This is a genomic window from Massilia sp. Root351 (assembly GCF_001425045.1).
Taxonomy (GTDB): domain Bacteria; phylum Pseudomonadota; class Gammaproteobacteria; order Burkholderiales; family Burkholderiaceae_D; genus Rugamonas.
Map to the genome: position 1 here is coordinate 19,412 of NZ_LMDJ01000011.1, position 15,972 is coordinate 35,383.

Genomic DNA, 15,972 nt, shown 5'->3' on the forward strand with positions numbered 1-15,972 from the left:
CCGTAATGGATATCAATAAACGTACCATTTTGTGGATCGTGTTCGCCGTCTCGCTGGTCATCCTGTGGAATAACTGGATGGTCTCGACCGGCAAGCCGTCGATGTTCTCGCCGGCGCCGCCTGCAGCCACCGCCGCCGCCGCCAAGTCCGGCGTGCCGGCCGCCGCCACCGCCGCTGCCACCGCGATTGCCGCCGCAGCCGCACCGGGCGCGCCCGGCGCCGCCGACGCCGCGCCGTTCAAGCGCGAAATCATCACCATCACCACCGACGTGGTGAAAGCCGACATCGACACGCTGGGTGGCGAGCTGGTGCGCCTGGAGCTGCTCAAGCACCACGACAAGATCGATGCCAAGAAGAACCAGGTGCTGTTCCAGAAGGGCGACAAGAACACCTACCTGGCGCAGACCGGCCTGGTGGGCGCAGCCAGCCTGCCTAACCACACCACCGGCTTCACCGCCAAGCCAGGCGTGCGCGCGCTGGCCGACGGCAACCAGGTGCAACTGGTGCTGGAAGCGGAGCAGGGCGGCGTCAAGCTGGTGAAGACCTTCACCTTCAAGCGCGGCGACTACACCATCGACCTGCGCCACGACGTCACCAACACCGGCGCCGCGCCGGTGGAGCCGCAGCTGTACCTGCAGCTGGTACACGACGGCAACAAGCCTGAAGGCGACACCTGGTTCAACAGCAGCTTCACCGGCCCAACCATGTACACCCCGGCCGACAAGTACAAGAAGCTGACCTTCGAAGGCATCGAAAAGCACGACACCAAGCAGAAGGAAAATACGGCCGTGAAGCTGGATCCGGGCCACCCCGAGAAAGCCGACAGCGGCTGGGTCGCCATTTCGCAGCACTTCTTTGTGTCCGCCTTCGTCCCGCAGGACAAGCTGGCGCGCGACATCTTCACCAAGAAGATCGCGCAGAACACCTACGCCATCGGCGTGCTGCAGCCGCTGGGCACGCTGGCGCCGGGCGCCACCATCTCCAACAACGCCAAGCTTTATTCCGGTCCGCAGGACGAGAAGGCGCTGGAAAAAGTCGCACCTGGCCTGGACCTGGTGAAGGACTACGGCATGCTGACCATCCTGGCCAAGCCGATGTACTGGGTCATGGAACAGCTGTACGCCATCCTGCACAACTGGGGCTGGACCATCATCGTCTTCACCATCCTGATCAAGCTGCTGTTCTTCCCGCTGTCGGCCGCCGGCTACCGCAGCATGGCGCGCATGAAGGTGGTCACGCCGAAGATGACCGCCATCCGCGAGCGCCACAAGGGCGATCCGCAGAAGATGAACCAGGCCATGATGGAGCTGTACAAGACCGAAAAAATCAATCCGCTGGGCGGCTGCCTGCCGATCCTGGTGCAGATGCCGGTCTTTATCGCCCTGTACTGGGTGCTGAACGCTTCGGTTGAAATGCGCGGCGCGCCGTGGGTGGGCTGGATCACCGACCTGACCCAGCCGGACCCATGGTTCATCCTGCCGGTGCTGTACGCGATCTCCATGTACATCACCACCAAGCTGAACCCGGCTCCAGCCGACCCGATGCAAGCGAAAATGATGCTGTGGATGCCGCTGGCGTTCTCGGTCATGTTCTTCTTCTTCCCGTCCGGCCTGGTGCTGTACTGGGTAGTGAACAACGTGCTGTCCATCGGCCAGCAGTGGGTCATCACGAAGAAATACGCGCCCGTCGAAGCCAAGTAATCCGGCCGGTTGTGCAAGCTGTACCCAAGGCCCGTGCCCAGCACGGGCCTTTTTTTACTAGAATAGCCCCATGAAACTCGACACTTCCCCCATCGCCGCCATCGCCACCGCTCCCGGCCGCGGCGGCATCGGCGTGGTACGCGCCTCCGGCAAGAACCTCAAAGGCCTGATCGAAGCCCTGTTCGGCGCCGCCACGTTGCAGCCGCGCCACGCCACCTACATCCCCTTCAAGCAGGCCGACGGCACCGGCATCGACCAGGGCATCGCCATCCACTTCAAGGGACCGAATTCCTACACCGGCGAGGACGTGCTCGAGCTGCAGGGCCACGGCGGCCCCGTGGTGCTGCAAATGTTGCTGGCGCGCGTGCTGGAAGCGGGCCAGGCCTTCGGCCTGCGCCTGGCCGAGCCGGGCGAATTCACCCGCCGCGCCTACCTGAACGACAAACTGGACCTGGCCCAGGCCGAAGCCGTGGCCGACCTGATCGACGCCTCCACCGAAGCGGCCGCCAAGTCCGCCTCGCAGTCGCTGTCCGGCGCCTTCTCCAGGACCATCCACGCGCTGGTCGAGCGCGTGACCAACCTGCGCATGCTGGTCGAGGCCACGCTGGACTTCCCGGAAGAGGAAATCGACTTCCTGGAAAAATCCGACGCGCGCGGCCAGCTCAGCGGCATCGTGGACGCGCTGGACACCGTGTTCCGCCAGGCCGCGCAAGGCGCGCTGCTGCGTGAAGGCCTGAACGTGGTGCTGGTGGGCCAGCCCAACGTGGGCAAGTCCTCGCTGCTGAACGCGCTGGCCGGCTCGGACGTGGCCATCGTCACGCCGATCGCCGGCACCACGCGCGACAAGGTCAGCGAAACCATCCAGATCGAAGGCATCCCGCTCAACATCATCGACACCGCCGGCATCCGCCGCAAGGACGAGGACGTGGACGTGGTCGAGCGCATCGGCATCGAGCGCACCTGGGGTGAAGTGGAAAAGGCCGACGTCATCCTGCACCTGCTGGACGCCGACCACGGCCCCTCGCGCGCGGACGAAGCCATCGTCGCCAACTTCCCGGCCGGCGTGCCGGTGCTGCGCATCTGGAACAAGATCGACCTGTCCGGCCACAAGCCCGCCGTGGACGCGATGGAAGACGCCACCCACGTCTACCTGTCGGCGCACGAGCACATCGGCATCGACCTGCTGCGCGCCGAGTTGCTGCGCATCGCCGGCTGGCAGCAGACCGGCGAATCGCTCTACCTGGCGCGCGAGCGCCATCTGATCGCGCTCAAGTCGGCCGGCAAGCACCTGGCCCTGGCCGGCGAGCACGCCGCCGTCAGCGACCAGTCGCTGGACCTGTTCGCCGAAGAGCTGCGCCTGGCCCAGGCCCAGCTCTCCAGCATCACCGGCGCCTTCTCCTCCGACGACCTGCTGGGCGTCATTTTCGGCCGCTTCTGTATCGGAAAATAACTTTCACGCTATCGTTCCAAGCCTTTCCATTTAAAAATTTTTCTTCACTCTGGGCACGCGAAATTTTTGTGATTTTACGTGCGCGAACGCACGTAAACCCGACAGTGGCGGCTCGGCAATCCTGCTATTATTGTTGCGCGCACTGCCTGAAAAGGCGGCAGGATCACCGGCTTGTTGATCCTGCTCATGCCGCAGAAATTGCGCGCAAGTATGCTGGTTGTACGCCGTAAAGTGTTGCCTGGAAAGGGGATGCCGTGGAATCGTTACAGAACCAACTGCCTGAGGAAGCGAGCGCCATGCCGCCCGCCGCGCCGCCTGTCTACACGCGGCAAACGCTGCCGCCGAAAGGCTCGTGCTGGTATTGCGAAAAACCGCTCGACAGCGTGCGCCGCTTCTGCGGCAAGGAATGCCACGACGCCTTCGACGAGGAAGCCGAATTTACGCGTTGAGCGCGGGATTGCACCGCGCCAGCGCCGCCAGCGCCGCTTCATAATCGAACTCGTGGGCCGCCGCGGCCACTTCCTGAAACACCGCTTCTCCCAGGCTGGCCGCCAGCATCGTGGCCGACTGCTCCAGCACATCGATCGCTTCACCATTCCCATCGTTCAGCAATTGCGCCAGACGCGCGACGAGCGCTTGCGCCTCCGCAGGCAGGGGCGTTTCCTCAGCTGATTGCGCAGCCGATTCCACTACCCCGGGTCCAGGGGCCAGGCTGCCGGCTGCGGTGCCTGCGGTGGCGCTGCCGTCCACGTGCGCGGCGATGGCGCGCAGCAGGCTGTCGAGCGCTGTTTGCAGCGTGTCCAGGCTGGCCTGGTGCGCCGCGCTGGACGCGAAACCGGACTCCGCGCCGGAAGGCGACAAGGCCGCTTCCGTCACGCCCGCCACGTGCTGCAGCTCCTGCGCACCAATCATGCCGGCCGCACCTTTCATGCTGTGCGCCTTGCGCTGGGCCGCTTCACGTTCACCCTGGGCCAGCAGCTGCTGCATCTGCGCCACGGCCATTTCGTAGTCTTTGCGGAAACGCAGCAGCACCTGCCGGTACAGGCCGGCGTCGTCCATCAGCCGTTCCAGGCCTTCGGCGGTGTTGAGAGTGTGCCGCGCTGTCATCGCACGCAGCAGCTTACTTGGTGGTGAACGACCAGCTGCGGTTGGCGGTCACGCCGTCCACCGTGCCGGTGAAGGTCACGTCGTAAGTGGTGGCCGCTTTCAGCACGCTGAGCGGAATGATGGCTGCGCCGGCCACCGGGGTTTCGCGGTCGGTGGCGCGTGTCAGCAGGCGCACCGGCAGGTCGGCGCCACCGCGCGGGCGCACGGTGAAGGTCTGCACGTTCACGGCGGCGGAAATGTCGCCCTGCACGCTGATCGGGTAGCCCACCTCGTTCTGGTTCGGCACCGGGTCCGGGGATTCGGTGTCGCTGAAGAAATTCAGCGGCACACGGGTCTGGTTTACCGCCGGGTAGACCACCAGCTTGCCGCGGCCCACGCCCGCGCCATAGCCGTTGGTGGTGGCGAAATCCGCTGTGAAATAAGTGTAGCCGTTGCCGGTGGCCGAGCCGGTGCCGGCTTCGCGGAACACCGGTTCCATGATCACGAAGCGGTGGTAGATGGCCGTGATCAGCTCTTCCGCGTGATAGAAGCCGGACGTCTCGGACGCCGCCGAAATCACCTCGCCGTACGCGTAGGCGCCCACCAGCGCATAGCCGGCGCTGGCCAGGCGGTCTTTCAGCGTTACGCCGGTGAAGCCGGGCAGGCCGGCGGTCTGGTCGTGAGTGACGGTGTTGTTCTGGCGCTGGTAGCTGGAATGCGCTTGCGCCGCCAGGTCGATGCGCGCGTTGCGCGCCAGTGCCGCCAGGCCGGCCTGCTGGCGCCGGTAATTGATCCAGTTGTAGCCATCCAGCGGAATGTCGCCGCTCAGCGTGGGCGCGCCCGGCTCGGCGGGCGTGTTGACGGTGGACGGCGTGGCAACGGCAGCGGTCGAGCCGCCTCCGCCGCCACCGCAGGCCGCCAGCAAGGCAGCCATGAATGCCGCAGTCAGCGCCGTGAGCGCGGTGGAAATCGGCGCGGAGCGGGGGGCTTTGCGGGCGGACGGGATATTCATGACAGCTCCTCTTGCAGAGTTTCAATTCTATGCGAAAACAAACTGTGCTGACGCCACAATCGCACCGCTCATGTTGAGCCAGATCAGATTATCGCCCCAGGCGGGGTAAAATAACTGCTTACTTCAAATGGCAATATTCCCCAGATGACACGAACCAAGCAGCGCCTGCGCCGCGCCAAATTTGCCCTGCCCAGCTTTGTCACCCTGCTGTCGATCGCCTGCGGTTTCGGCAGCATCGTCATTTCAGTGGACAACGCCTATATCGGCAGCGCGCACGATTACCAGATGGCCGCCGTGCTGCTGGTGCTGGCCGGGGTGTTCGACGCGCTGGACGGCTTCGTGGCGCGGGCCACCGGCACCAGCTCGGAATTCGGCGTGCAGCTCGATTCGATCGCGGACGTGATGAATTTCGGCTGTGCGCCGGCGGTGCTGCTATATTGCTATGGCTTCGTGCTGCTGGGCCACGAGCACAGCACCTTGCTGCGCACCGGCGGCATTGCCAGCTTCATCTTCGTCGCTTGCGGCGCGCTGCGCCTGGCGCGCTTCAATGTGAACGTGGGCCGCACCGATCCGCGCTATTTCGTCGGCATGCCGATCACGGCAGGCGCCGCTTGCGTGGCCTCGGTGGTGGTGGCGTGGCCGGAGCCGGCGCGCACGCTGGAGCACGCCGTGCTGATCGTGGTGCTGCTGTTCGCGGTGGGGGGACTGATGGTGTCCACCATCCGCTTCCCCAGCTCCAAGCAGAAGCGGAGCTGGGGCGCGCTGGTGGCGCTGCTGGTGTGCCTGGGCCTGATGCTGTGGCTCACCACGGCCTTCTTCGCGTTGTTCTTCGCGGTGTACGTGGCGTTCACGCTGGCCTTGAACCTGGCCTGGAAGTACGGCTGGACCGGCATAGCCCCGCCGCTCGTGTACGAAGACGAAACGGCGTAAGCCTTACGCCACCTCGTGCCCGCGCGCGGCGCGCAGGATCCCGAACCACTGCTGGCGGCTCAAGGCGAACTGCGTTGCCTGCACCGCCTCCTCGATTGCCGCGATGCGTCCCGAGCCGGTCAGCGGCACCGGGCTGCAGGGCAGCTGCATGATCCACGCAAACACCACCGATGCGAACGGGCGCTGAACCTCGTCCGCCACCTGCTGGATGGTGGCGCGCAGCCGCGCGCCGGCCGTGTCGCCGCCGCTGAACAGGCGTCCGCCGCCCAGCGGCGACCAGATCATCGGCGCCACGCCCAGATCCTGCAGGCCGTCGAAGGTTTCGTCGAACATCGGCGCCAGGTGCAGCGGCGAGAATTCAACCTGGTTCGTCGCCAGCCCAATGCGCCGGTTCAGCGCCTCGAACTGGTGGCGGCTGAAGTTGGACACGCCGAAATGCCGTACCTTGCCCTCGCCGCGCAAGCGCGTGAAGGTGGCGGCCATCGCATCGAAGTCCATCAGCGGGTCCGGGCGGTGGATCAGCAGCAGGTCCAGGTAATCGGTGCGCAGCTGGCGCAGCGAGTTCTCCACCGAGGCGGTGATGTGCGCCGCCGTGGTGTCGTAATGCTGGATGGTGTGTTCGGGGCGGTTCGGCGAGAGCAGCTTGATGCCGCACTTGCTCACGATCTGCATCCGCTCGCGCAGCGCCGGCTTTAAGGCCAGCGCTTCGCCGAACAGCGCTTCCACGCCGTAGCCGCCGTAGATGTCGGCATGGTCGAAGCTGGATACGCCCAGCTCCAGGCACTGCTCGATGAAGGCCAGGCGCTGCTGCGGCGCCATGTCCCACTCGGTCATGCGCCACATGCCCGCAACAATGCGGGACAGTTGCAGTCCGCCGGCCTGGTTCGCCATTATTTCAGCCACAGGCGCACGGAGTCCCATGCGCGGCCGAAGATGGACGCCTGCGGCACACCTTCCAGCGCCACCACCGGCAGTTCCAGCAGCGGCTTGCCGTCCACCATCATCTTCAGCGAACCGACGCGGGTGTTTTCAGCCAACGGCGCCACCAGCGGGTCCTTGCGTTCCAGCACAGGCTTCATCTTGCCGGCCACGCCTTTCGGCACCGTTACCAGCACGTCGTGCGAGAAGCCGATCTTGACCTTGTTGGACGAGCCTTTCCAGATTTCCGGCGTATCGATGGCTTGCCCCTTGCTGTACAGGCGTACCGTATCGAAATTCTGGAAGCCCCAGTTCAGCAGCTTCTGGCTTTCGGCCGTGCGCGCGCCGTCGGAGGCGGTGCCCAGCACCACGGAAATCAGGCGGCGCTCGCCGAAGTTGCCGTTCGGGCGGCGCGCCGACGCGATCATGCAGTAGCCGGCCGCTTCGGTGTGGCCGGTTTTCATGCCGTCCACGGTCGGGTCCAGCCACAGCAGGCGGTTGCGGTTCGGCTGCGTAATCTTGTTGTAGGTGAAGCTTTTCACCGAGTCGATCTTGTAGAACTCGGGGTAGTCGGCGATCACGCGCTTGGCCAGCACGGACAAGTCTTGCGCGGTGGAATAGTTTTCCGGGCTGGGCAGGCCGTGCGGGTTGGCGAAGCGGGTCTGGGTCAGGCCCATGCGCTGCGCTTCGCGGTTCATCAGCGTGACGAAAGTGCCTTCGTCGCCGGCCACGGCTTCGGCCAGCGCCACGGCAGCGTCGTTGCCCGACTGCACCATCAGGCCGTGCAGCAGGTCGTTGATGGTGACGGGCACGGCCGGGTCGATGAACATCTTCGAACTGCTCGAGTCCACTTTCCAGGCGCGTACCGATACGTTGACTTTCTGGTTGATGTCGATCTTCTTGTCGCGCAGGGCCTGGAAGGTCAGGTAAGCGGTCATGATCTTGGTCAGCGAAGCCGGCTCGATGCGCATGTTCGGGTCTTGCGACGCGATAATCTGGCCGCTGGTCATGTCCAGCAGCAACCAGGATTTGGCGGCGATGGTGGGAGCAGGCAGGGTTTGCGCGACGGCGGAGGTGATGAACAGCACGCTGGTTGCGAGTGCCGCGAGGTATTTTTTCATGTGTCTTGATGCAGTGTATGCAGTGGGTGTAAAAACGGGTGCGGGAGATTATAGGGCCTTAAGCTGCCTCGTCGGCGCCCTTCTGGCCGGAATGCCACAGCGCCGAGACCCAGGTCTTGATATGGCCCAGCTTGCGGTGGAAGAAATGGTCGGCGCCGGGGATCACCAGCACCGGGATGTCCTGCGGGCGCGCCCAGTCGAAGACGTCCTGCACCGGAATGGTGTCGTCGTTCTCGCCGTGGATCAGGATGGTGTCGGCGGGAACTTCCGCCAGCTCCCATTTTTTGGCAGCCGTACCCACCAGTACCAGCCGCTCGGCAGGCGTGCCGGCCTCGGCCAGGCGCTTGGCCAGCTGCGACTGCACATAGGTGCCGAAGGAAAAGCCGCTCAGCGCCACCGGCAAGCCGGGAAATTTGGCTGTCATGTGCTGGTACAGCAAGCCCATGTCGTCGGTTTCGCCGTGGCCGCGGTCGTGCACGCCCTCCGAGGCGCCCACGCCGCGGAAGTTGATGCGCGCCACCACGTAGCCCAGGCCGACGAAGGTGCGCATCAGCGTCACCGCCACCTTGTTGTCCATGGTGCCGCCGTACAGCGGGTGTGGGTGCGCTACCAGGGCGATGCCGCGCGGCGCGGCGTCGCCGCCCGGCATGTCGATCAGGCCTTCCATCAGCCCGGCGCCGCCGGGCAGCGTGAATTTTTCCGAGTTCTTGTTCATCATATCTTCAGGCGCTCCACCACTTTGCCGCCAACCAGGTGGCTGTCCACAATCTCGTCGATATCCGTGGTGTCCACGTAGGTGTACCAGGTGCCTTCCGGATAAACCACCATCACCGGGCCTTCTTCGCAGCGGTCCATGCAGCCGGCCTGGTTGATGCGCACCTTGCCGTGGCCGTTGATGCCCAGCTCCTTGCAGCGTTTTTTCGCGTGTTTTTGCGCCACTTCGGCGCCGTGGTCGCCGCAGCTGTTGCGGCCGTCGTCCCGTTTGTTCATGCAGAAGAACACGTGACGTTCAAAATAGGGTTTGTTGTCGCTCATGGTAAGGCCTCGCTTGTCGTTTCAGGCGTAATCATACCCGCCCTGCGCCGGGGCGGGTTTACGGACGGTTCAGCTTGTGGGACGGCAGCAGCAGGAACCATAGCGCGAAGAAGGGCCACAGCAGCGACAGGAATTGCGCGGCGCCGTTGAAGTTGAGGAACTTGCCCTGCACCCAGCCTTGCAGGGTGGACACAAAATACGGGTTGACCGGCGTGGTGTTGACGATGAGCAGGCTGAGCAGCAAGGTCAGCGCGGCCAGGCGGCGCTGGGCCAGCTGCGGCGCGAAGGCCAGGCCGGCCAGCATGATGGCGCCGATCAGGAAGCCGCCCTGCGCGCCGGGCGTAATCCACACGAAGGCATTCTCCGGCGAGAACAGCAGCGCCGTCGCCAGCGACTTCACCACCACGGCCGAACCGGCCAGGCCGATCAGCAGGACGGCGCGCGGCGCGTGCTTGCGCATCAGGCACAGCAAGGTCAGGCCGGCGCCCACCATGCCGCAGGCGGTGATGATGGTTTCGGACAGCCAGTACTGTTCCACCGTCAGCTCCACGCCGGGGCGCAGCAGCGCCACCAGGTCGACATTCATGTCCAGCAGGCTGGACAGCCAGTCGGACAGGATGGGCAGCAGCTGGCCGTGACCGAACAGGAAACCCTGCGGATAGATCTGCGCCAGCGGCCACAGCGCCATCAGCACCAGGCCCTGGCTGGTGTGCTGCACGAACCAGCGCTGGCGCAGGCGGTACAGATGGCTGCCGTCCAGCAGCTTGGTCACCGTGAGCGTGCCGAACAGCGCGCCCATGGCGGCGCCGGCGGCATTGGTGTAGAAGTCCAGGTTGGACGACACGCGGCTGGGCAAATAGGTCTGCACCGCCTCCATGATGCCGGACACCAGCACGCCGCATACGGCCGCCACCAGGAAGGCCGCCACGCCCCGCACGCGCGGATACAGCGCGTACACCACCAGCGCGCCGAAGGGCATATAGCCGACCACGTTGATGATGGCGTCGAACTTGGTCCAGTAGCGCGGCATGGCCGTGTGTTCGAGGAAGATCAGCGGCGACAGGCCCTGGTTCAGCCAGCCCGAGAAGGGGAACCAGCTGGCGTACACGATCAGCAGCAGATAGGCCAGCAGCGTCGCGCGCGCCACCGGCGACGGCATGCGCGGCTGGACTGTTGTTTCTGTCACGCTCACGGCTTGGGGCTCACGATGCAATGCTCACAGTCCCAGGCTCACGGCCGCGCTGCCTGGGCCGAAGGTTGCGGCAGCGCCGCCAGCCATGCCAGGATGTCGGCCGCGATGGCGTCGGACGATGCGGCCAGCGCGCGCGCGCCGCCGGCGGCGTCGGCGCTTGGGGCTTCGGTGCTGCGCGTGAAGGTCTTCTGGTCCACCAGCTTGTGGTTGCGGAACAGCGAAGCGCGCAGCGACACCTGGCCGCTGCTGCTGGTCAGGCTGGCGAAGTTTTGCGAGAAATCGTCCGCTTCCAGGCGCAGCACCGGCATGCCGACGGCGGCGTCGGTGGTGGCCAGCACTTTCACGCCGGCCTGCGCCAGGCGCGCGCGCAGGCGCTGCGTGAGCAGCTGCAGCGGCGTAACGCTCCACGCGTTCTGCGCGTAGGGGCGGGCCTGCTGCGCGTCCGCATACAGCAGGCGGTAGTACATGCGGTTGCTGTCGAGCGAGGCAGGGCCGTTGACGTCCGCCACCACCAGGGCGGGGATGGCTGCGGCCGGGACCGGGGCCGGCGCCGCTCCTGCGGCGGCAGGGAGCGGCCCGAAGTCGTAGACCGTGTTGCCGGCGTTCTTGGTGGCGCAGCCGGAGGCGAGGAACGCCAGTGCAACGGCGGCGGTGACGGCGAGGTTGGGTTTCATGGGACTCCTTCTTCTTATTTGGCGGCGGGCGCCGGCGGGCTGAAGCCGGCTTCGCCCGGCCCCGGCGTGCCGTCCGGCGCGCCGAACAGAATGCTTTGCGGCCTGTCGTTCAGGGTGTTCATGGTGCGGCGCACGGCGCGCATCGAGGAACGCGTTTCGTCGGTCAGCGCGTTAATGTTCGGCAGCGTCTCCAGTTCCACGCCGCCGGCCACCGTCTCCAGCGACAGTCCAACGCGGTCCACGGTGCTGTTCAGGCGCGAGATGGCGCCGTCCGGTCCCTGCAGGCTGGCCGACAGCTTGGTGGCGTCGTCCGCCAGCCGGTTCACGGCCGCCAGGCTGCCTTCGGCCTGCTGCACCAGCTTGGGCAGCTTGTCGAAGGTGGGGCCAAGCTGCGCGGGCAGGGCGCGGTATTCGCGCGCGGTCTCGCTCACGTCGGTGAAGGCGCCCAGGATGGCTTTCTGGTTGTCGGGGCTGAGCAGGGTACTCAGATCGTCCGTCACCTTCTCCGCCTTGGACAGGATGGCCTTGCCGCGCTTCTCCAGCTGGTCGAACAGGCCGGGCTGCAGCGGAATGCGGGTCGGGTTGGCCTGGCTGGTTTGCAGGCGCGGCGAGCCCACCGATTCATCGTCCAGCTGGATGTAGGCTATGCCGGTCACGCCCTGGTAGCCCAGCGTGGCAAAGGTGGTCTTGGTGATCGGCGTTTCCGGATCTATGCTCAGGTGCACCAGGATCTGTCCCGCCACCTTGGCATCGAAATCGATGGCGTCCACCTTGCCCACTTCCAGGCCGCGGTAGCGCACCGCCGCCTGCGGGTTCAGGCCGGGCACCGACAGTGTGGTGGCGATCAGGTAGGGATTGCGCTCCACGCGGTCGCGGTTGAACCAGACGCCGAACAGCACCGCCGCGATCAGCAGCGATATCGTGAAGAAGCCCGTCATTAATGCGTGCGATCTGTTTTCCATGCCTACTCCTTGTTGTTGCTGTCATCGAGCGCTTCCAGCGCGCGTTTGCCGCGGTCGCCGAGGAAGAACTCCTTGATGAAGGGATGATCCACCTTGATCACTTCGCGCGTCGGTGCGATGGCGATCACATGCTTTTCCGCCAGCACGGCGATGCGGGTGGACAGGGCGAACAGCGTGTCCAGGTCGTGCGTCACCATCACCACTGTCAGCCCCAGTTCGCGGTGCAGCGACTTGATCAGCTTGACGAAGCTCTCCGAGCGGTCCGGGTCCAGGCCTGCGGTCGGCTCGTCCAGGAACAGCAGCTTCGGCTCCAGCACCAGCGCGCGCGCCAGCGCCACCCGCTTGATCATGCCGCCGGACAGGTCGGACGGCATCTTGTTGGCGTGCTCGGGGCCCAGGTCCACCATGTTCATCTTCAGCAGCACGGCGTCGCGTATCAAGTCCTGCGGCAGCACGCGCAGCTCGCGCATCGGCTGCGCGATGTTCTCGAACACCGTCAGCGCCGAATACAGCGCGCCCTGCTGGAACAGCATGCCCCAGTGGTTGCGCAGCTGCTGCAGGTGCTCCGCGTTGGCCTCGCTGATGTCCTCGCCGAAAATGCGCACGCAGCCCTTGCTGGGGCGCTCCAGGCCCAGCATCTGGCGCAGCAGCACGGTCTTGCCGGTGCCCGAGCCGCCCACGATGGACAGGATCTCGCCCTGCTCGATTTCCAGGTTCAGGTCCTGGTGCACCACGGTGCGGCCGAATTTGGTCTGCAGGTTGGTGATCTGCACCACCGGCACGCTGCCGTCCAGCGTCAGCTTGCCTTCGCCTTCGGGGCAGCCGCAATTCTCCTCGGGAGCCTGGGTTGGGGCGGGAGTCTGGTCCATCAGTAGCCCACCCCGTTGAAGACGATGGCGAACACCGCGTCCGCCAGGATCACCACCGTAATCGCCGTCACCACCGAAGTGGTGGTGCCGCGTCCCAGGCTCTCCGTGTTCGGCTGGATGCGCAGGCCGAAGTGGCAGGACACCAGCGCAATCAACACGCCGAACACCACGCCCTTGAGCAGGCCGATCAGGTAATTCGCCAGCGGCACCGCGTCCGGCAGCTTCTGGATGAAGTAGCGCGCCGACAGGTTCAACTCCACCTTGGCCGACACCATGCCGCCGATCAGCGCCATGGTGTCGGTCCAGATCACCAGCAGCGGCATGGAAATGGCTAGCGCTATCACCTTCGGCAGGATCAGGCGGAAGCCGTGCGAAATGCCCATCACCAGCATCGCGTCCAGTTCTTCGGTCACCCGCATCACGCCCAGCTGCGCGGTGATCGATGAGCCGGAGCGGCCGGCCACCAGGATCGCCGCCAGCAGCGGTCCCAGTTCGCGGATCACGCTCATGCCGAGCAGGTTGACCAGGTAGATGTCGCCGCCGAACGTGCGCAGTTGCTGCGCCGACAGGAAGGACAGCACCACGCCGATCAGGAAGCCCACCAGCGCGGTGATGCCCAGCGCCTGGAAGCCGGCGTGGTAGACGTTGGCGGAAATTTCGCGCCAGGGGCCGCGCATGGGGTTGCGCAGGAAGCGCCAGGCGTCCTGCGTCACCTGGCCGATCAGCCGCACGAAGCCGGCCAGGTGCTCGCCGAAGCCCATGATGGCGAAGCCCAGCTTCATCACCGACGTGAGGCGGTGCTTGCGCTCGTGCTTGAGTTCCAGCGTGCCGGTCGATTCGAGGCGCTTGAAGAATTCTTCGTGCTCGGGCGCCATTTGCAGGGATGCTGGCCGGGTCTTGCCCCAGGCATTCCATAAAAGCTGGGCGCCGATGTGATCCATCGCCTCGATCGCGCGCAAATCCCACTGCGGGGTCTTGCCCTTGAGCTGTTTCAGCGTGGCCGTGATGGCGCGCATGGGCTGGCGGTGGGCCAGCGCATGGACTTGCCAGGTGCCGCTGGCCGTGACCGTAGCCCCCGGCGCGCTGCCGGAGCTGATGGAGAGGGTGGGCACGGGGTTAGTTGGCATGGCTCAAGTGTAAGTGACTTTCTACTACGGCGCCACCCGGTACGGCGGCGGTTCCGGCGGGTTACGCCTGCGGCGATCCCGCCCTCCCGGACACACGGGAGGGGGCGGGCTGGCGGGGCGCGCCGAGCGCAGCGTAAGCTGCCACTGTCAAGCGGCCAGGTGGCGTGCCTGCCGCTGCGGCGCCGGATGGTGTGCATGGGCGTGGGGTTGCGCCGCCGGCTTCCCTTTCGGCGCAAAATCCCCCGCCAGCAATTGCGCCGCGGCCTCCGCGTCCATGCCCGTGTGCACCAGCCAGCGCTGCACCATGGCCGCCAGCCGGTCCAGCGCGATGCGGTGCGTGGCGTCGGTGTTCGCGTACAGCCAGTCCGAGAATGCCATGAAATTCTGGAACGGCGATACTCCCAAAAGAGTCGGTAAGGTATGGGTAAAGCGCCCCGAATTGGCCACCAGGTCCCAATAGCGCGCGAAACGCACCAGCCGCTGCATGGTCTGGAAATCGATATGTTTGTTTGCCAGGATGGTGTACGGCGGATGCGGATCGAACACCAGTCCGAACGGCTCCGTGTGCCGGATGATGGGCGTGCCGCGCAAGCGCTTCAGGATGCCGAACTGGATCTCGTGCGGCCCCAGCGCCCACAGCTTGTTGAAGCCCTCGGCGAAACTCTCCACGGTTTCCCCCGGCAGGCCGGCGATCAGGTCCACGTGCATGTGCGCCGCCGAATGGTCGCACAGCCAGCGGATATTGTCGGCCGCTTTCTGGTTGTCCTGCTTGCGGCTCACCAGCGCCTGCACCTCCGGATTGAAGCTCTGGATGCCGATCTCGAACTGCAGCGCGCCGTGCGGGAACTTGGCAATACCCTCCTTCAGCGCGTCCGGCAGGTGGTCCGGCACCAGTTCGAAGTGGGCGTAGACCGGATCGTCGGGGTTCGCCTCCAGCTTGTCCAGGAAGAACTGCATGATCTTCAGGCTGGTCTTGATATTCAGGTTGAAGGTGCGGTCCACGAACTTGAACAGCCGCGCGCCGCGTGCATGCAGCCCCTCCATCTCTGCCAGGAAGGTATCGATATTGAACGGCCAGGCCGTCTTGTCCAGCGCCGACAGGCAGAATTCGCACTTGAACGGGCAGCCGCGCGAAGCTTCCACGTAGATGGTGCGGTTCTTGATATCGTCATCCGAATACAGTGAATAGGGCAGTTTGAGTTCCGCCATCGGTGGCTGGTGGCCGGCGTGCACCTTCATGATGGGCTTGGGGCCATTCAGGACCTCGCTGCACACCTTGGGGAAAGTCACGTCGCCCCAGCCGGTGATCACATAGTCCGCCAGCCGTACGATGTCCTGCTCGTTCGTCTCGTACGATACTTCCGGCCCGCCCAGCACCACCACCACCTCCGGCGCCACGCGCTTCAGCATGCCCACGACCTTGTTGGTCTCTTCGACGTTCCATATATAGATGCCGAAACCGACAATGCGCGGCTTGTGCGCCAGGATGCGCTCCACAATCTCGGTGGTCTTGGCGCCGATGACGAACTCCTGGATCCTGGTCTGCTCCTGCAGCTCCCCCATGTTCGCAAGCAGGTAGCGCAAGCCCAGGGAAGCATGGGTGTAACGCGCATTGAGGGTGGAGAGCAGGATAGTCATGGGAACGGGCGAAGAATAGGACGGCAAAGGAGGCATTTTACCCTTGCCAAGCCGCGGCGGCTTCTATATAGTTCTGCCTCCCGACGCGCTGCATGCAAATGCGAGTTGCGCAGGGTAGAAATCAGGGGTTGACGAGCTGCACGAAACACCGCATAATCTCGCCTCTCTGCTGCTGAACAAAACGCTTCAGCAAGTAACGCAGAATTCTTTAAAAATTAACAGTCGATAAGTGTGGGCGTTTGATGATGATGCCGGAGG

The 15,972-nt window shown here is 65.0% G+C and carries 16 protein-coding genes; 4 read left to right on the plus strand and 12 right to left on the minus strand.

Annotated features, from left to right (window positions below):
* Positions 1-5 precede the first annotated feature (5 nt).
* From yidC to ASD15_RS12925, 3 genes are all read left to right on the plus strand, one after another.
* A complete protein-coding gene (yidC, locus tag ASD15_RS12915; RefSeq protein ID WP_057155396.1) occupies positions 6-1,700 on the plus strand; it encodes a membrane protein insertase YidC in 1,695 nt (564 codons plus the stop codon).
* A gap of 70 nt (positions 1,701-1,770) precedes the next feature.
* Positions 1,771-3,150 (plus strand): tRNA uridine-5-carboxymethylaminomethyl(34) synthesis GTPase MnmE, encoded by a 1,380-nt coding sequence (gene mnmE / locus ASD15_RS12920; protein ID WP_057155397.1) that lies wholly within the window; start codon positions 1,771-1,773, stop codon positions 3,148-3,150.
* A gap of 254 nt (positions 3,151-3,404) precedes the next feature.
* Positions 3,405-3,599, plus strand: coding sequence for a hypothetical protein (locus ASD15_RS12925; RefSeq protein WP_057155398.1), 195 nt, complete (start codon positions 3,405-3,407; stop codon positions 3,597-3,599).
* Here ASD15_RS12925 and ASD15_RS12930 read toward each other — a convergent pair.
* Both ASD15_RS12930 and ASD15_RS12935 read right to left on the minus strand, forming a co-directional pair.
* Positions 3,589-4,257, minus strand: a complete 669-nt coding sequence (locus tag ASD15_RS12930; RefSeq protein ID WP_082551813.1) for an Hpt domain-containing protein — start codon at positions 4,255-4,257, stop codon at positions 3,589-3,591. The two genes, ASD15_RS12925 and ASD15_RS12930, sit on opposite strands and share 11 nt — an antisense overlap.
* A 13-nt stretch (positions 4,258-4,270) precedes the next feature.
* On the minus strand, positions 4,271-5,248 hold the full coding sequence (locus ASD15_RS12935; protein WP_082551814.1) for a CAP domain-containing protein: 978 nt from the start codon (positions 5,246-5,248) through the stop codon (positions 4,271-4,273).
* A 144-nt stretch (positions 5,249-5,392) separates the two neighbouring features.
* On the opposite strand from ASD15_RS12935, the gene pssA reads away from it, so the two are divergent.
* Entirely contained in the window at positions 5,393-6,178 is a 786-nt protein-coding gene (gene pssA, locus ASD15_RS12940; RefSeq protein WP_057155400.1) for a CDP-diacylglycerol--serine O-phosphatidyltransferase, read from the plus strand.
* A 3-nt stretch (positions 6,179-6,181) separates the two neighbouring features.
* Here the strand turns inward: pssA and ASD15_RS12945 are convergent, their stop codons facing one another.
* The 10 genes from ASD15_RS12945 to ASD15_RS12990 form a co-directional block, all read right to left on the minus strand.
* Positions 6,182-7,069 carry an aldo/keto reductase family oxidoreductase gene (locus ASD15_RS12945; RefSeq protein ID WP_229418171.1) on the minus strand — a complete coding sequence of 296 codons (888 nt, stop codon included), beginning with the start codon at positions 7,067-7,069 and terminating at the stop codon, positions 6,182-6,184.
* Positions 7,069-8,217, minus strand: a complete 1,149-nt coding sequence (locus tag ASD15_RS12950; protein WP_057155402.1) for a D-alanyl-D-alanine carboxypeptidase family protein — start codon at positions 8,215-8,217, stop codon at positions 7,069-7,071. Before ASD15_RS12950 ends, ASD15_RS12945 begins: the two co-directional genes overlap by 1 nt.
* A gap of 58 nt (positions 8,218-8,275) precedes the next feature.
* Positions 8,276-8,932, minus strand: a complete 657-nt coding sequence (locus ASD15_RS12955) for an alpha/beta hydrolase (RefSeq protein ID WP_057155403.1) — start codon at positions 8,930-8,932, stop codon at positions 8,276-8,278.
* Positions 8,932-9,252 (minus strand): ferredoxin, encoded by a 321-nt coding sequence (locus tag ASD15_RS12960; protein WP_057155404.1) that lies wholly within the window; start codon positions 9,250-9,252, stop codon positions 8,932-8,934. The genes ASD15_RS12955 and ASD15_RS12960 overlap by 1 nt, the downstream gene beginning before the upstream one ends.
* A 58-nt stretch (positions 9,253-9,310) precedes the next feature.
* On the minus strand, positions 9,311-10,411 hold the full coding sequence (locus tag ASD15_RS12965) for a VanZ family protein (RefSeq protein ID WP_057155405.1): 1,101 nt from the start codon (positions 10,409-10,411) through the stop codon (positions 9,311-9,313).
* Positions 10,412-10,482: 71 nt separating this feature from the next.
* Positions 10,483-11,118 carry an ABC-type transport auxiliary lipoprotein family protein gene (locus ASD15_RS12970; RefSeq protein WP_057155406.1) on the minus strand — a complete coding sequence of 212 codons (636 nt, stop codon included), beginning with the start codon at positions 11,116-11,118 and terminating at the stop codon, positions 10,483-10,485.
* Positions 11,119-11,132: 14 nt separating this feature from the next.
* The gene (locus ASD15_RS12975) at positions 11,133-12,080 is read right to left on the minus strand and encodes an MlaD family protein (protein ID WP_057155407.1); all 948 of its coding nucleotides are present in this window, start codon (positions 12,078-12,080) and stop codon (positions 11,133-11,135) included.
* A gap of 2 nt (positions 12,081-12,082) precedes the next feature.
* Positions 12,083-12,949 (minus strand): ABC transporter ATP-binding protein, encoded by an 867-nt coding sequence (locus tag ASD15_RS12980; RefSeq protein WP_057155408.1) that lies wholly within the window; start codon positions 12,947-12,949, stop codon positions 12,083-12,085.
* A complete protein-coding gene (locus ASD15_RS12985; protein WP_057155409.1) occupies positions 12,949-14,076 on the minus strand; it encodes an ABC transporter permease in 1,128 nt (375 codons plus the stop codon). The genes ASD15_RS12980 and ASD15_RS12985 overlap by 1 nt, the downstream gene beginning before the upstream one ends.
* 147 nt (positions 14,077-14,223) lie before the next feature.
* Entirely contained in the window at positions 14,224-15,714 is a 1,491-nt protein-coding gene (locus ASD15_RS12990) for a B12-binding domain-containing radical SAM protein (RefSeq protein WP_057155410.1), read from the minus strand.
* Positions 15,715-15,972 lie beyond the last annotated feature (258 nt).

Excerpts from the sequence above, each read along its gene's own strand:
- ASD15_RS12945 (WP_229418171.1), bottom strand. The coding sequence starts at position 7,069 with ATGGCGAACCAGGCCGGCGGACTGCAACTGTCCCGCATTGTTGCGGGC.
- ASD15_RS12990 (WP_057155410.1), bottom strand. The coding sequence starts at position 15,714 with ATGACTATCCTGCTCTCCACCCTCAATGCGCGTTACACCCATGCTTCC.
- pssA (WP_057155400.1), top strand. The coding sequence starts at position 5,393 with ATGACACGAACCAAGCAGCGCCTGCGCCGCGCCAAATTTGCCCTGCCC.
- yidC (WP_057155396.1), top strand. The coding sequence starts at position 6 with ATGGATATCAATAAACGTACCATTTTGTGGATCGTGTTCGCCGTCTCG.
- ASD15_RS12975 (WP_057155407.1), bottom strand. The coding sequence starts at position 12,080 with ATGGAAAACAGATCGCACGCATTAATGACGGGCTTCTTCACGATATCG.
- ASD15_RS12965 (WP_057155405.1), bottom strand. The coding sequence starts at position 10,411 with ATGCCGTCGCCGGTGGCGCGCGCGACGCTGCTGGCCTATCTGCTGCTG.
- ASD15_RS12970 (WP_057155406.1), bottom strand. The coding sequence starts at position 11,118 with ATGAAACCCAACCTCGCCGTCACCGCCGCCGTTGCACTGGCGTTCCTC.
- ASD15_RS12980 (WP_057155408.1), bottom strand. The coding sequence starts at position 12,949 with ATGGACCAGACTCCCGCCCCAACCCAGGCTCCCGAGGAGAATTGCGGC.
- ASD15_RS12955 (WP_057155403.1), bottom strand. The coding sequence starts at position 8,932 with ATGAACAAGAACTCGGAAAAATTCACGCTGCCCGGCGGCGCCGGGCTG.
- ASD15_RS12930 (WP_082551813.1), bottom strand. The coding sequence starts at position 4,257 with ATGACAGCGCGGCACACTCTCAACACCGCCGAAGGCCTGGAACGGCTG.
- ASD15_RS12960 (WP_057155404.1), bottom strand. The coding sequence starts at position 9,252 with ATGAGCGACAACAAACCCTATTTTGAACGTCACGTGTTCTTCTGCATG.
- mnmE (WP_057155397.1), top strand. The coding sequence starts at position 1,771 with ATGAAACTCGACACTTCCCCCATCGCCGCCATCGCCACCGCTCCCGGC.
- ASD15_RS12935 (WP_082551814.1), bottom strand. The coding sequence starts at position 5,248 with ATGAATATCCCGTCCGCCCGCAAAGCCCCCCGCTCCGCGCCGATTTCC.
- ASD15_RS12985 (WP_057155409.1), bottom strand. The coding sequence starts at position 14,076 with ATGCCAACTAACCCCGTGCCCACCCTCTCCATCAGCTCCGGCAGCGCG.
- ASD15_RS12950 (WP_057155402.1), bottom strand. The coding sequence starts at position 8,217 with ATGAAAAAATACCTCGCGGCACTCGCAACCAGCGTGCTGTTCATCACC.